A 15164-nucleotide genomic window follows, 5' to 3' on the forward strand; every position below is an offset into this window, starting at 1 on the left:
GGGGGGGAGTAGGGGGGGGGGGGTTGCGAGGCAAAATATTTCACAGTTAGCTCTCGGGAAAACTCCGGTGCTGACAGAGTAGTTAACTACCTCATTGGTAGTCATCTGTACCTGAGCGTTGGCATTCAAAATCACTTGATTACCATTTGTGCGAACACAGGTATAAAAACCGCCCACATTGTTAAGATTGTCGGGGATTTGGATAAAACCCGTAGGACAGTTGGGGTTATTAACAGTCGCTGCTAACATATCGGTGACGGGGGAATGTTGCCAAGTAGCAACATTTGCGGGGGTGGTGTAGTTGCCATTAGCGTCCAAGTTTGGACCAAAGCGCCACAAGACTCGCGGACCGGTCAAGCTACTTTCAAGGCCTGGGGAGGTGGTATAGTAAACGATCTGTTCATTGAGCGGAGCCTGACCAGGATTGTTGGGGTCGGGAATTCTGAAAGCAAGAACTGCTTTCGCTCCTGGGGGTACTTTAGTACTCGTGATCGCATCTTCAGTCCCAGCGATAATTCTTGCTCGTCTCACTTCATCTGAAACAAACTCTAGAGTACGATTAAGATTATTCCGGATTTCACTATCGGCATTAGCTCGATAGTTACTTCTGAGCAGGTTAATCAAGCCATTTCCCGCCATCAAGACGGCAATCAGCATCATCAAACCTGCCAGTAAGACTTCTGTAATCGTGAAACCCGGTTGCAGACGACGATGAGCGGATTTTTTCTGCAAACGACCTAAGTGATTGATGTACTCTAAAAAAAAACGCATAGCTTTAACCTGTCCCGATTCCCATTTTATATACTTGCCTAAATATTTAACATTTATTGCAGTCACAGAGATTTTATTAAACTATCGGTCAATCAAGTCGAAAAGGGTTTTCGGAAACCAGTGAAAATTTACTACTACCTACTTCCTTCACAATTTCCCCAGAAAACTCCCGATCAAAAATGTCTTCACCTAACTAACTTCACCACTAACTACACAATAGACCGAGAAAATCCTCTAGATAGTGATTTAGGTGTGGCCAGAGAGGTGATTTTGATCAAAGCTATTAATCGCTTTGGGAGTAAGTGATTTTACAGGTGAGTTTTTCGGTACACTTGTATTGGTATAATTGTTGACCGTCAAGGAGATAAGAAGGCACAAGGACTGGTTACAATCAAGAATGAGTAATTTTTCGATCGATGTCATCTAAAAATAATCATGCGTCTCTTACACACCATGCTCCGGGTCAATAACTTGCAGGAATCTCTACAATTTTACTGCGATGTGCTAGGAATGAAGTTACTACGCCAGAAAGACTATCCCAATGGTCAATTTACCCTCGCTTTCGTCGGTTATGGCGATGAAGCTAATCATGCTGTCATCGAACTGACCTATAATTGGGGAGTTGATCGCTATGAAGTCGGTAATGCTTACGGTCATATTGCCCTAGGCGTGGATGATATCTATAGCACCTGTGAGAAAATTAAAGCTCTTGGTGGCAATGTCACCCGGGAACCAGGCCCGATGAAACACGGTTCTACGGTGATTGCTTTTGTGGAAGATCCTAATGGCTACAAGATCGAGTTAATTCAAGTAGGAACCCAAGCTGCTGCCGTGGCTACGGCTTAAATTTATTGCCATCAAAAGCTTATGTCTGTTGAAATTGAACGGAAGTTTCTGGTTAAAGGGGATTCTTGGCGATCGCTTGCTCCTGGCAAGTTGTATCGTCAGGGATATATTCCTACCCAAGATGGATTGACAACTGTGCGAGTTCGTGTAGTTGGAGATCGGGGTTATTTAACCATTAAAGGCAAGACTGAGGGCATTAGTCGTCAGGAATTCGAGTATGTAATTCCCCTAGAAGATGCGGCGCTCATGTTAGAAAACCTCTGTAAGAAACCTTTAATTGAAAAGATTCGTCATCGCATTTCTCTGGATAATTTAACTTGGGAAGTTGATGAATTTTTAGGGGATAATCAAGGTTTGATTATGGCTGAAATTGAGTTAGAACAAGAGGATCAAGTCATTACTATTCCTGATTGGATCGGCGAAGAAGTCACGGGAGATGAGCGATACTACAATATCAATTTACAGGAATCTCCCTATAAAATGTGGTCATTGTAGGATTAATTTCTTTCGGGGTTAACTCTGGGTGGATACGGCTTTTTCTGATTCGTTTAGCTTATTCGTTACCCGTCGGAGAACGCCATTAATAAAGCGATAACCTTCATCATCAGAATAACGTTTTGCTAATTCGATTGCTTCATTAATCGCTACTTTTTGAGGTAGATCGAGATAGAGCATTTCTGCCACGGCAATTTGGAGGATATCCCGATCGATTCTTGGTAAACGATGTAGTTGCCAATCCACTAAAGCGCTGGTTAATTCCTGTTCGATTTCCGCACGACGACGATAGACTGTACCGATTAATTCTAGGGCATATTCTCGCACTTCGTACTGACTAGATAACTGGACAATTTCGGGAAAATCTATCACGGTTCCTAAACGATTAATCGCATTGTGAGTAAGAGAAATCGCTTCTTTTACCATGGTTTGGGCGCTTTTTAGATTTGTCGCCTTAGTATCACTAGCGAGAATCCGTTCATTACCACGACTAATTTCGGCGGCGGCGGTTTCTAGGGTTTCTTGAATTTCTAGGGTTAAGGTTCTAACCGCGACTAAAATTAAATCGTTTAAAGTTTGCTGTTCTAGGTTTTCAGGATTGCCTTTAATCTGACTTAAACTCAAAAGGGCAAGTTCTCGAGCAATGCGGCGGGGTTGTTGACGGGGAGACATAGAGCTTTACAAGTAGAGGAAAGAAAATTAGACAACTTTATTGATCGCTATTCGGTTGGGTTAATTTTTCTCGGCGATCAATCTTGACTTTCAGATCAATTCTTGACTAACCTCTATTCTAGCATAAAAGCTGCCAAGATTTAACTTTTCAGGTTTTAATTAGACAAAAGACAATATCTATCTTGAATCTCCCCTAATTTAGTCTCAGCTTCTTGAGCATTAATAGCTAATTGGGCAAACTCTAGAAAGCGTTTTAATTCCTTGCGTAATAAATTCCTTTCTACTTCCCAGGTTTCTCGATCTAAGGTCGGTGGCATAACAATCATATCAAATAAAGTGGCCTGTTTTTTATCCGGATGGGGTCGCAATATTCGCCCGCGACGCTGAATAAATTGTCGAGGATTACCACTACTAGCCAGAATGACTGCGTTTTGAATTGATGGCAGATCTACTCCCTCATCTAAACATCTAATTGCCACTAATCCTTGTAGATAACCCTCCTCAAATTGTTGGCGAATTTTTTCTCGTTCTTCTAGGGAAGTTTCTGCGGTGTAGGTGGCAACTCGATAACCTAATTGATTGCCTAATAAATGAGTAACTGCCTCTACTTGACGACGATAATTAGCAGTATAATTTTCCACATAACCATCCCCACAATAAAATAAAGTATGATCCGTATCTAAACGCTCTTGCATCAGTTGTTGTAAAGCCTGTAATTTATTACTTGCTGAACCAACTAATCGTGACCTTTGCATTAACAAAGCGGTGAGGTTTTCATTGCCATTGAAATTACTATTTTTCTGCAAAGTCCAGCCGATTCTTTGGGTTAATTTTGCGTATAATAAAGCCTCACCGTCGGTTAATTCAACCAAGACTGGATAATAAAAATAATTAACTAAAGCTCCTTTACTAATAGCATCAGCTAGAGTAAATTCTGGTTGTAGAATTTGTCCAAAATAATCAAGAATAGCGTCGGTTCCTTCCTCATCAAAATATCTTTCAGGAGTAGCGGATAAAGCCAATCTTAGACCTAAAGAACGGGGTAATAATTCTTCTAATCGGGGGGAACCTAAATTATGTGCTTCATCACCAACGATTAAAGTTTTATCGGGAAAAAATTTTATTTGTGATTGAAACCCTTCACTGATAAAAGTTGAGTTAGTAGTTAAAATAGTGACAAATTTTTGATTACCCGCTTGCACATTATATAACTCTGTGGCTAGTTGACTTTGCCATGTATGGACACTTTCGTAGGCTAAAATCGGTTTAAGATTAAATTTTTCCGCTTCTCGTTGCCATTGATTGACTAGGTGACGATAGGGGCAAATTACTAATAATACTTGCAGTTCTATCGCTTCGTAAAGTTCCATGGCAATAGCTAAAGCAGTAATAGTTTTACCGCTGCCGGTGGCCATTTTTAAAGTTCCCCGTCCCCGATTACGAAACCAACTGATAATCGCTGTATTTTGGTAGTCTCTCAATTCCAAATCGGGGGGAATTCTAGGAATACCAGAGGGATTAACTCGATAGAATCCTCGCAATTCAGCAACTTGTCTGAGCTTGCGAGAACTCAGAAAATCTCTAGTTATTTTTTCCCAATCTATCCAGCAACTATTCATAATATAGCGTTTTTCAGTCTGCTGAGGTACAAAAGTTATGGGTTTTAGGCAAAAGGCAAGAGGCAAAAGGCAAAGGGGAAGAAAAACAGGTGTACCTCACTAGCTTAGGAAACGCTATAGATAAATAGGTAGGTATTGAAAACTTTCAGATTCCCCCGCCTATCGGCACCCCCCTTATCAAGGGGGGCAGGGGGGATCGAACCTAAAATCCATTTTTAATTTAATTATAACCAGCTACTTAAGTAAAAATTGTTATCGGCTAAAAACTGGTATCTAATTAAATTTGGGTAATTAATCAATCTCCCTTGCTGATTATAGCCTTGAGATTTAAGCTCAAAAGTAGCAAAAAGCCAAAAAGCTAAAAGCTAAACGTTGCTACCTATACAATTGGGATGGACTAAAAAGACCATCCCACAGCTGTCAAACCACTCTTAACTGTTATCCTAGAAACCTAGGCAAGGATTAGGATAATTTACATGGTCGCTACTTCTTCTTTTTGGAGAGTATTTTGCCGAAGTTTTTCCTGATCTTTGCGACGTTTTTTCGCATAAAGTTGGATTGTCACTGCCATTAATACCACTAAAGCTACAATTAACCAAGTGGTCAAATCGAGGGGTAATTGATTCTTAAATACTGCCAAAAGGACAATAACCACCAATAACAGGGTTGGTGCTTCATTTAATGCCCGAAATTGCTGTCCCGTCCAATTACATTCCCCTTTTTCTAGCTTTTTCATGATGCGACCACAGTAGAAATGATAGAGCAGTAAAAGAGCCACAAAGGATAATTTAATATGTAACCATCCCGATTTTAAAATTTCTGGTTCTGTGGAGATTAAACCGATCGCCATGGCCACGGTGACAATCATCCCCGGTGTGGTAATGATATTGTAGAGTCGCTTCTCCATGATCTCGTATTGCGCTTTCAGAATAGCTTGTGCGGGTTCCGTTTCTGTTGCTGCCTCCGCATGATAGACAAACAAACGTACTAAATAAAATAGTCCCGCAAACCAAACAACTACCCCAATCAGGTGAAATGCTTTAAACCAATAGTAAGCCATAGTCTATATTGTGATGTGAGTCCCGAATTAATTAGTCTAAGAGCTATCCATACTTTCCCAGACTATCCCTATACAAAAGTTTAGACGGAAAATAGGGGTTGGCGAGAGTGGGAATTATGAATTGGGTAGTGGGGTAGTGGGGTAGTGGGGTAGTGGAGAGCATTTGGCTGAAATTTCCCTAAACCCCTAAATCCCTATCACCCTATCTCCTGACTCCTGACTCCTGACTCCTAACCCAATGTTGGACAAAGATAAGCAAAAATTATTGATTGACTCCAAAAACTTGAGAATATTTAAATTAACATTCCGCAATATTTACAAATTCTTAAGAATTAATTGAGAAAGATTTTTATTTAACAACGATGTTATGCTGGTTACAGCGATTTTATGGAATTTCATAATGGCTTTTTCTGTGCTTTTTTGGGCAGCAACGGTTGAAACCCTTGCCACACCTAGAAGGTGATCCTAATTAAGACAGGTAAATGAGTCAATTTCACCCACAACGATGATCTTTTTTTTGTGTAGTTTTATTGCAAAAAAAAAGTTTTTTTGACAAAAAGCACAAAGTATGCTGCGGTCTAGCGGATTTCTAGCTGCGAGTAATTATCTAACAGCAGAGGTCGCATAAAACCGCCATAATTCTCATCATCTGTACCGATAAAGACTTCTACTTTACCTCTAGGAGATTCTCTGGTAGTCACCGCTTCCACTTTGGAGCCGTCGATTTCTGCAATTTTTTGGGGATTAGGGGCAATAATTAGGCTATTATCGGCTGTAACTTGACCAATACGGTAAACAGCACTTCTAAACACTCCCGCACTATCTGGATCGTCAGCGGAAGCTATGTAGATATTACCTTGCTTATCTACGGCTAAATCGGAGATGAGGCGAATATTTTTACCACTACCAAAAGGACTCCGAAAAGTTACCGACTGAAATTCCCCGAATTTTAAGGGATTGAACGAGATATCCGTCCAGCGAATTTTTGTACTCTCTTGACTATCGGCCCGTTCTGCGTAGATAAATAGATAACGATCGCCTTGCCGACTAACAGCGATCGCCTCTACATTTTCCACCGCAATCGGCCAATTTATTTGCTCAACTAGCTTGACTTTTTGCTGGTTGTATGCTAGTAAAAACAGCCGTTGAAAAGGTTTTTTCTCGCCACTTTCAGCCAACAAAAACAAATTAGTTTCTGGGATAGAAGTAATACTTTCGAGATCGTTACTCAATCCCTCTGGATTTGGCCAATCTACCCTTAAAACCTGCCATAATAGGGGTTTTTCCTCTGTAGGTAGCTGTAAAAGACTCAGCCTTGGTTGAGATGGATCACTGTTTTTGCCCTTATTTTTGGCATCGTGAACCCCTAGAAAAATATCCGCTTCTACCCAAGCTAAACCACTGATAGTCGGGAGATAAGTCTCCAGTCGTCTCGATTGTTGGGCAAAAGAGACTTGAGCGGCCGAAAAAAAGAAAACTAGGACTAAAATCGCTGAAAAAACAGTTTTTAGTAGGCCATTCTTCCTAAAAAATGCTCTATTATCTAACATATATCTCCTAACTCCTAATATCACTGATTAACTCCTCCACCACACGATTTAAACCGACGGAATGGGAAGCTTTACATAAAATGCGATCGCCTGAATCGATCACTTCCTTTAAACGATTAATTAAATCTGCGTGAGTTTGAAAACATTCGCAATTGACTCCAGTAGCGGACTCAGCAATAAACTTAGCTTCCGGGTCATCTACCAAGACAAACAAGCGATCTATGCCTAGTTTTTGCACCCTCTCACCCACTTGGCGATGTAATTGCTCCGAAAAAGACCCTAACTCCTTCATCGTGCCTAAAACAGCAATATGACGCTGACCGGGAGTAGCTTTCAGTAAATCCAAGGCCGCTAACATTGATTCTAGACCTGCGTTATAGGTTTCATCGAGGAGTAGGATATCGGTTGCTAATTGGTAACGTTTGGCCCGACCACTGGGTAAATTAACTTTAATTCCCTCTTGCAAAGAAGTCCAATCGATGCCTAAAATTTTCGCTACGGCCAAGGCCGCCATAAAATTTAAAGCCTGATGACGACCGGATAAAGGTAAGTTAAAATCTAGTCCATTGACTCGTAAAGTAGTTAAATCCAGTAATTCCCCGACTATATCGCCGCCAGAGAAGCCATAGGTAATTGTTTCCCCCTGCCATACCCGTTTAGCTGTTTCGGTAAGTAAAGGGTGATCGTGGTTAAGAACCGCTATACTACTAGAAGGAGACTCGGCCAATAACTCGCATTTGGCCTCTGTGATCGCTGCTTCCGACCCTAAACGACCGATGTGAGCAGTTCCCACATTAGTAATCACCGCGATCGTCGGTTGGGTGATTTGAGCGAGCAGGGCAATTTCTCCCCGTCCCCGCATTCCCATCTCGATTACGGCACTATCGTGAGTTTCATCCAGTTCGAGGAGAGTTTTCGGCACTCCGATCTCATTGTTATAATTAGCTAGGGTTTTGTGCACCTTTCCCCGGGTTGCTAATACCGAAGCGATTAATTCTTTAGTCGTGGTTTTCCCCACCGATCCCGTAATAGCAATCACGGGTATAGTAAATTGATTCCGCCACCAATGGGCTAATTGCTGATAGGTTTCTAGGGTATTATGGACTAGGAATACAGGAATATTACTAGAGTAATTTACCGAAACTGGCTGATCGACAATCAATGTCGCCGCTCCTTTTTCGATAGCCATATCGATAAAATCATGACCATTAAAATTATCACCTTTTAAGGCCAAAAATGCTTGTCCTGACTCAATACTACGGCTATCAGTATTAATGCCAGATACTAAACTATCGGGACTAAAACTTATGTCACCATTATCTTGTAAGGACAATAATTGAGCTAGTTGATTGAGGGATAAATGACAGGCCATAGACAATAAAAATACTTAGGAGTAAATTCCGAATTATCTCGAAGATGGATTGAGGTTTAAATGTGACTTAGATCACATACAATCGGGGTTTCTTTTCGCTAACTTAATTAGCAGGGTACGCTGCCTAAATTTTTAGTAATCTGGGCATAGTCCGCAAGCTTGGCCGGGTAAGCCAAGGGGAATTTTCCCAAACTTGCCAAGCTAAAATGGATCGACTCGATCAGTGCAATGACCCAAAATAGGGGCATCCTAAGAAGGGAGCATCTACTATCTAATCACAATTGACCCCTTTATGGTCATAGCCCTAAAATCCATCCGCTTACTGATTTAGGAGGGCTGAATCAAATAACCATGGCTAGTCTAAACAGTGAACAAAGACAAACAAGAGACGAAGAACAGCTACTGTACGATTATTGGCTCGACCGCGCCAGGACCGATTCCCCCGAGCAATTAATCGAGGATTTTTGTCGTTTGTTTATCGAAGGTGGGGGCTATCAAGAAGCTCCTATTTATTTAGCCCTAGAGCGTCTTATCAAGGCCAAAGATGCCGAAATTCGTTTTTATCATTTCTTTAACCGCTGCTGTCATATTTTAGTGAATCGATGGCAAACGCAGCCCGCCCATCAGCCAGCAATTCCCGAATTGGTATCGCTGCTGGAAAATTTGCCCTCCCCACGTCCCGGACATTACAGCAGCCCCAATAATTTGCGCCATCTGGTCAAAAATTTTACCCTCTCGGATGACTACGTTAGGCTGCAGCGTCTGGCGAGAATTATTAGCGGCAAATACAGCGAAAAAACCGCCGCTTCCCTGGGAACCCTGATTAATCGTTATCCCTACATCTATGATTACTATTTACTCGGTGATGAAAGTCCCCGAGAACAGCGACAAACCGTTAGACGTATTAAGGTGAAAACCGAGAGCCGTTTCGAGGTAAATCTCTCTCGTTATGTCACCTATCAGGTACGTTTGGCACAGGTTGCTCATAGCCCAAAAATCAGGGAAGAAGCGGGGAGAATCATTCAACCGGTAGAAAATCCCACCCTGCTCAATGATAAGGAGCTAAATCGCGCCCTCAAGCATTATCTGGGGACGGTAGCAGGAAATTATACTTATAAGGAGCTTTCGCAAAATTTTCTGGCGAATACAGTTTATAGCCCTACCTATAAAGATTTTAAAAATGACCTCTACGATTATCTGATTACCTCCTTAGACTACGGCAAGGGGCAATTTAACAAAAAACTCGACGATGTCCTGCAAAATACTCTACCCCACTGCGATCAACAAAAACCGAGTGAATTTCTCATGCTGCGTACTTCTAGCCAACTGTTAAATTATCTGGTGGTGGAAAGCGGCCAAAAACCCGATCATTACATTTTTATGGATATGATCACCAATATGGGGGTAACTCGGACTGTGGGGTTATTGCTCAAGTTGATTTTGATCTGTCCCCAGGCAAAACCCCACTTAGATAAACGTTTTTCGATTCTATTTAACCACTACGAGAGTTATTCTCGCGAGCGGGTGCCTTGGTTGGTTAAATCCCTAGAAAATCTGCAAGTAGCTTTTAGTATTCATTTCGGTCAAGCTGATTTGTCCTGTCTCCGTCAAATCCAGTGATCAGCTGTTCGCTATCTAAATTACTTGTTAAGACTGTCTATGAGAGGAGAAGGGGGGAAGTGGGGTGTGGGGTGTGGGGTGTGGGGTGTGGGGTGTGGGGTGTGGGGAGAATAAATAAAATAATCTCCTATCTCCTGACTCCTATCTCCTGACTCCTATCTCCTATCTCCTATCTCCTGACTCCTATCTCCTATCTCCTGACTCCTGACTCCTGAATCCGTCAAATCGATTAAAAAGTTAAGTAATCTCAACTTCTAGCCAATGCTGACCCGGAGCTAGGGGATAATTAAACCATCGTCATTTAGGCTGCGTTTATCCGTGAAAATTATCGTTATCGGCAGTGGTGGTCGAGAACACGCCTTGGCTTGGAAACTGCTGCAATCGCCCGAAGTAGAACAAGTGTTCTGTATTCCGGGTAATGGGGGAACGGCAATTTTACCTCAATGTGAAAATATCCCCCTAGCAATGGAGGATTTTGCCGAAATTAGCCGCTTTGCCCGAGAAAATTGCGTCGATCTGGTGGTTGTCGGGCCAGAATATCCCCTCTCCCTCGGCATTACCGATCATCTTCTCGGCCAAGAAATTGCCGTTTTTGGCCCCACACAAACCGGGGCCTTAATTGAATCGAGCAAATCCTGGGCCAAAGAATTAATGAGCGAAGCAGGAGTGATCACCGCCGTCTCGGAAACCTTTACCGATGCAGAATTAGCAAAAACTTATATCCGAGAGCAAGGAGCGCCAATTGTGGTGAAAGCTGACGGATTAGCCGCAGGAAAAGGGGTAATTGTCGCCGAAACCCTAGATACGGCCCTAGAAGCGATCGATGATCTTTTTACCAGTGGCTTTACTAAAGTCGTGGTGGAAGAATTCCTAGAGGGAGAAGAAGTGTCTATCCTCACCCTCACCGATGGGATCAGTTTTCGTTCCCTGCTACCCGCCCAAGATCACAAGCGCATCGGTGAAGGCGATACCGGCAAAAATACTGGCGGTATGGGAGTTTATGCCCCCGCACCCATAGCCACCGCCGCCATTATCGAAGCGGTGGACCGAGACATCCTCGCCCCCATCGTCGCCACCCTACAAAAACGCGGCATTGACTATCGGGGAGTCCTCTACGCGGGTTTAATGATTTCCCCCGCCGGAGAGCCAAAAGTTCTCGAATTTAACTGTCGTTTTGGCGATCCCGAAACCCAAGCGGTTTTACCCCTACTGGAAACTCCCCTGGCACCGCTGCTGCTGGCTTGCGCTCAACAAAAATTAACTGATTTCCCCTCTTTACAATGGCGATCCGGTAGTGCCGTTTGTGTGGTGGCCGCGTCTGCCGGTTATCCCGACCACTACGAAAAAGGCCAGTTAATCACTGGAATTAAGGCCGCTGAAACCGCGGGAGCGATCGTTTTCCACGCCGGCACGGTTTTAAAACATGGCGATATCTTCACCGATGGCGGCCGCGTCTTGGGTGTCACGGCTATGGGAGCTAATTTTAATCAGGCGATCGAACTTGCCTATCAATCGGTGAAAAAGATACACTTTCAGGGCATCTATTATCGTCGTGATATCGGCCACCGGGTAAGGGAAAAATAAGGGTCAGTATTTAGGCAGGGGTAAAAGGGGGAATAGTTAGGGGTTTTGAGGATTAATTTATGAGCCAATTTCCCTTTTTTTCCGCATCTCTCACCGCTAATCCTCACCTGATGCCAAACCTCTTTCTAGGGCAATCCCTGACAAAAGCGCATCTGATTTGTCAAAAAACCAGTAACTATTGATAAAATCATGAAACTGAATCGCCCAACCAAATTGCCATCCCTATGCGAATTTTGCTCTATTCTTATAACTATTATCCCGAACCGATCGGCATCGCTCCCCTGATGACAGAATTAGCGGAGGGATTGGTTAAAAGAGGTCATCAAGTCAGGGTTTTAACCGCCTTTCCTTGGTATCCTAATAGTGAAATCGATCCCGAATACCGAGGAAAAATCTATCTGGAAGAAGAACGAAATGGTGTTAAAATTCAACGTTCCTACGTTTGGGCCCGCCCCCAAAGAAGTTTAAAAAATCGAATTTTCTTTGAATTGAGCTTTGTTTTTTTGAGTTTCTTTCAGGCTCTCAAAGGCGAAAAACCCGATCTAATTTTCTTAACTGTACCCGGATTACCCGTTTGCGTTCCCGCCGCTTTATTGAGTAAATTATATGGGGTACCGATTATTCTAAATTTACAGGATATTCTGCCCGATGCGGCAGTTCATGTGGGATTATTAACTAATGAGAAAATGATTAAGGTTTTTAGCAGTCTCGAAAAATTTGCCTACAAAACTGCCAGTAAAATCTCAGTTATTGCTGATGGTTTTACCAAAAATCTCCTCACTAAAAATGTGCCGAGTCAGAAAATTATTGAGATTCCTAATTGGGTGGATGTCAGCTTTATTAAACCTCTGCCGAAAAACCATAATTATTTCCGCCAAGAAAATCATCTTGAGGGCAAGTTTGTTGTTTTATATTCTGGCAATATTGCCCTAACTCAACCCTTAGAAACTTTGATCGATGCCGCAGTTAAATTAGTTAATATTCCTGAGATTCAAGTGGTAATTGTTGGTAAAAAAGAGGCACTCGATCGCCTAGAAAAGTATCGCCTACAACAGGAGGCCAGTAATGTGCTTTTGTTACCCTTTCAAACCAGGGAAAAATTACCAGAAATGTTAGCCGCCGCCGATGTGGGTATGGTGATGCAAAAACATAACGTTATTTCCTTTAATATGCCGTCCAAAATTCAGGTATTATTAGCTAGTGGTTGTGCTATTATTGCTTCTGTTCCCGCCGATGGAACTGCTGCTAGGGCGATCGAGCGTAGTGGTGGTGGTTTGGTGGTTAATCCTGAAGATCCGGAGGCATTAGCTACAGCTATTTTAAAACTATACAAAAACCCAGATTTAGCCACTATACTGGGAGAAAAAGGACGACAATACGCAGAAGAAAATTATGCCTTTGAAAAGACTTTGGATCAATACGAAAAGCTTTTTTCTCAAGTAGTTAGTTAATAGACCTCTCGTAAAAATCAAAAATTGTTGTTAGGGTTAGGAGTCAGTAGCCAGTAGTCAGTAGTCAGGAGAATTAAGAAGGAGTAATAATCAGTTAAATGGTCTATTTACAGACTTTATGCCATTTAATCCTTATTTTTGCCGTTTTTGAACCCTGAAAAATTAATTATGCAAGAGGTTTAATAATTAGGGAATGGGGGAATTCAACTAAAACCCCAACACCCTAAAACCCTAAAACCCTAAAACCCTAAAACCCCATCAGCTAACCTCTAACTCCCACTTAACTATTTTCATGTTTGATAATTTCTCAAAAAAACTCCCCTGGCAAAGTCTCAAACAAGCGATCGCTTTTGTCTTAACAATTATTGCCTTAACTCCAGTAGTTACAGCTTTAATTTCTAGTGTTAATCAGCCCCAAATCCAATCGAATATTCAACTATATCAAACCAATCTCAATCTACAAGTCACAACTCTCAGCAGCGATGCTGATCCTAATAGCGAGGAATTTGCTAATCTTAAATTAATTCAAACTTCCCTGATCGGTGAAGATACTTATAACACTGCCGAGGAACAGTATTTATCAGCCCAGAAAAGTGCCAAAAAAACAATCACCGAACTAGAAAAATCAGCAGTTAATCCCGAACAAAAAAAATCCCTTGAGCGCGAAATCAATTCCTTAAAAGATTTAGAACTGAAATTAAGTCTCATTCAAGCTAGTCAAGGTGACTTGGATTCAGCAAGGCAAATCTGGCAAGATATCAAGGAAAAATCAGAATTTGAGAACTATAAGCCTGCTATTTTGCGAAATGCGCTGCTGTTAGAGGGATTGTACAGTGACCCCCCCCAAATTGCTGCCGATGCTGAAGCGAGAATCGAGCGCAATTTTCAAGGATGGTTTCGTTATACCATTCTGGAAAAATTATATAGTCTCGAAAATCGTCAAGAGGATTTACTCGCTTTAGAGGAAGAACAGAGTGAAGTGGCGGCTAATGCGTTAATTAAACTAATTTTACTGGCTTTTTTGCCTCTTATCGGTGGTTTAATCGGTGTTGTGCTGTTGATCTTTTTATTAGTGCAGTGGCTGCTCCGTCAACAGCGATCGCTGCTCTTTTTAGATGATAGTCTCGCTTGGCAAACTAAGTGGGGAGGAGAAACCCTCTGGTGGGGAATAATTATCGGTTTCTTTTTCGTCGGACAAATTGTTTTACCGGTAATTTTCGGGATTTTATCGAGTTTCTTGAGTCTCAACCCCGAAAAATTCAGTCTAGAAGCTAAAGCAATATACGTTGTAGTTAGTTATTTAGCCTTAACAGTGAGCAGTTTATCGGTTTTATACCTAGCAATCAAGCCTTTTCGCCCTTTACCTCCCGATTGGTTTCGTTTTAAACTCTTTAGTCCTTGGCTCCTCTGGGGATTAGCCGGCTATTTCGTCGCTTTACCCCTCGTTATTATCGTTTCTTTGCTTAATCAACTAATTTGGCAAGGACAAGGGGGCAGTAACCCGCTGCTGACTTTAGCCCTAGAATCCCAGAATACCTTCGCTTTACTCTGTTTTGCCTTTACTGCTTCCCTTGCCGCTCCTTTTTTCGAGGAAATTGTCTTTCGCGGCTTTTTACTAGCTTCTTTGACTCGTTATCTGCCTGTCTGGGGTGCTATTGCTCTTAGTAGTTTGATTTTCGCCCTTGCTCACCAAAATTTGTCAGAAGTGCTACCTTTAACCGTCCTAGGTTGTGTTCTTGGCTTTGTTTACACCCGCTCGAAAAATTTATTATCCTCGATGTTGGTTCATAGTCTCTGGAATGGTGGCACCCTGTTAAGTTTATTTTTATTAGGCAGCGGTGCGGGTTAGGTGGGGTAAAAAGTCTCTGGTTTTCGGGGTAGTCTAGAGATAATGCCCAATACATTTGTACTTTATCTTGATGAGAGAAGGCTGTAATTTATAATTAATTATCAACCTATCTCTGTTGGACAAACCATGACTATCGCTCAAAGCTTACCCCTAGTGGAGTCTCATGTAAACCCTGAGATAATCTTCCCACAAGGCCAATTTTGGAGTGATGAACCCCCTTTGGAAAGTAACCTACATCTACAACAAATTATTTTATTAATTCAGTGTTTAGAATG

General features: G+C 42.1%; 13 protein-coding genes and 1 pseudogene. 8 read left to right on the forward strand and 6 right to left on the reverse strand.

From position 1 onward, the window contains the following. A partial coding sequence (locus tag EWV68_RS17245; protein WP_287170514.1) for a PulJ/GspJ family protein occupies positions 1-771 on the reverse strand: 771 nt, incomplete at its 3' end. A 120-nt stretch (positions 772-891) separates the two neighbouring features. On the opposite strand from EWV68_RS17245, the gene EWV68_RS17250 reads away from it, so the two are divergent. From EWV68_RS17250 to EWV68_RS17260, 3 genes are all read left to right on the forward strand, one after another. Continuing rightward, positions 892-1077, forward strand: a complete 186-nt coding sequence (locus EWV68_RS17250; protein WP_061432167.1) for a hypothetical protein — start codon at positions 892-894, stop codon at positions 1075-1077. Between the two features lie 129 nt (positions 1078-1206). Further along, positions 1207-1617, forward strand: a complete 411-nt coding sequence (gene gloA / locus EWV68_RS17255) for a lactoylglutathione lyase (RefSeq protein WP_061432168.1) — start codon at positions 1207-1209, stop codon at positions 1615-1617. Positions 1618-1638: 21 nt separating this feature from the next. Continuing rightward, the gene (locus EWV68_RS17260) at positions 1639-2112 is read left to right on the forward strand and encodes a CYTH domain-containing protein (RefSeq protein ID WP_061432169.1); all 474 of its coding nucleotides are present in this window, start codon (positions 1639-1641) and stop codon (positions 2110-2112) included. A gap of 18 nt (positions 2113-2130) precedes the next feature. Here EWV68_RS17260 and nusB read toward each other — a convergent pair whose 3' ends face one another. The 5 genes from nusB to EWV68_RS17285 all read right to left on the reverse strand — a co-directional run bounded on the left by nusB (position 2131) and on the right by EWV68_RS17285 (position 8385). Further along, positions 2131-2784: a transcription antitermination factor NusB gene (nusB, locus tag EWV68_RS17265; RefSeq protein WP_287170506.1), complete on the reverse strand. Its 654-nt coding sequence runs from the start codon at positions 2782-2784 to the stop codon at positions 2131-2133. Between the two features lie 155 nt (positions 2785-2939). After that, complete coding sequence (locus tag EWV68_RS17270) at positions 2940-4403, reverse strand: DNA phosphorothioation system restriction enzyme (protein WP_061432171.1); 1464 nt, start codon at positions 4401-4403, stop codon at positions 2940-2942. Between the two features lie 472 nt (positions 4404-4875). Then, positions 4876-5463: a protoporphyrinogen oxidase HemJ gene (hemJ, locus tag EWV68_RS17275; protein WP_061432172.1), complete on the reverse strand. Its 588-nt coding sequence runs from the start codon at positions 5461-5463 to the stop codon at positions 4876-4878. Between the two features lie 578 nt (positions 5464-6041). Then, positions 6042-7013, reverse strand: a complete 972-nt coding sequence (locus EWV68_RS17280) for a hypothetical protein (protein ID WP_287170507.1) — start codon at positions 7011-7013, stop codon at positions 6042-6044. Between the two features lie 7 nt (positions 7014-7020). Beyond that, entirely contained in the window at positions 7021-8385 is a 1365-nt protein-coding gene (locus EWV68_RS17285; protein ID WP_287170508.1) for a UDP-N-acetylmuramoyl-tripeptide--D-alanyl-D-alanine ligase, read from the reverse strand. A 351-nt stretch (positions 8386-8736) separates the two neighbouring features. On the opposite strand from EWV68_RS17285, the gene EWV68_RS17290 reads away from it, so the two are divergent. The 5 genes and pseudogenes from EWV68_RS17290 to EWV68_RS17310 all read left to right on the forward strand — a co-directional run. Next, positions 8737-10005: a Sll1247 family protein gene (locus EWV68_RS17290; RefSeq protein ID WP_287170509.1), complete on the forward strand. Its 1269-nt coding sequence runs from the start codon at positions 8737-8739 to the stop codon at positions 10003-10005. Positions 10006-10323: 318 nt separating this feature from the next. After that, positions 10324-11589, forward strand: a complete 1266-nt coding sequence (purD, locus tag EWV68_RS17295) for a phosphoribosylamine--glycine ligase (RefSeq protein WP_061432176.1) — start codon at positions 10324-10326, stop codon at positions 11587-11589. Between the two features lie 224 nt (positions 11590-11813). Next, positions 11814-13040, forward strand: coding sequence for a glycosyltransferase family 4 protein (locus EWV68_RS17300; protein WP_287170511.1), 1227 nt, complete (start codon positions 11814-11816; stop codon positions 13038-13040). Between the two features lie 292 nt (positions 13041-13332). Next, positions 13333-14889 (forward strand): CPBP family intramembrane glutamic endopeptidase, encoded by a 1557-nt coding sequence (locus EWV68_RS17305; RefSeq protein ID WP_287170512.1) that lies wholly within the window; start codon positions 13333-13335, stop codon positions 14887-14889. A gap of 126 nt (positions 14890-15015) precedes the next feature. Beyond that, positions 15016-15164, forward strand: a pseudogene (locus tag EWV68_RS17310) (Uma2 family endonuclease); the annotation flags it as partial.

This window comes from Microcystis sp. M_QC_C_20170808_M9Col, from assembly GCF_007095495.1.
Lineage (GTDB): Bacteria > Cyanobacteriota > Cyanobacteriia > Cyanobacteriales > Microcystaceae > Microcystis > Microcystis aeruginosa.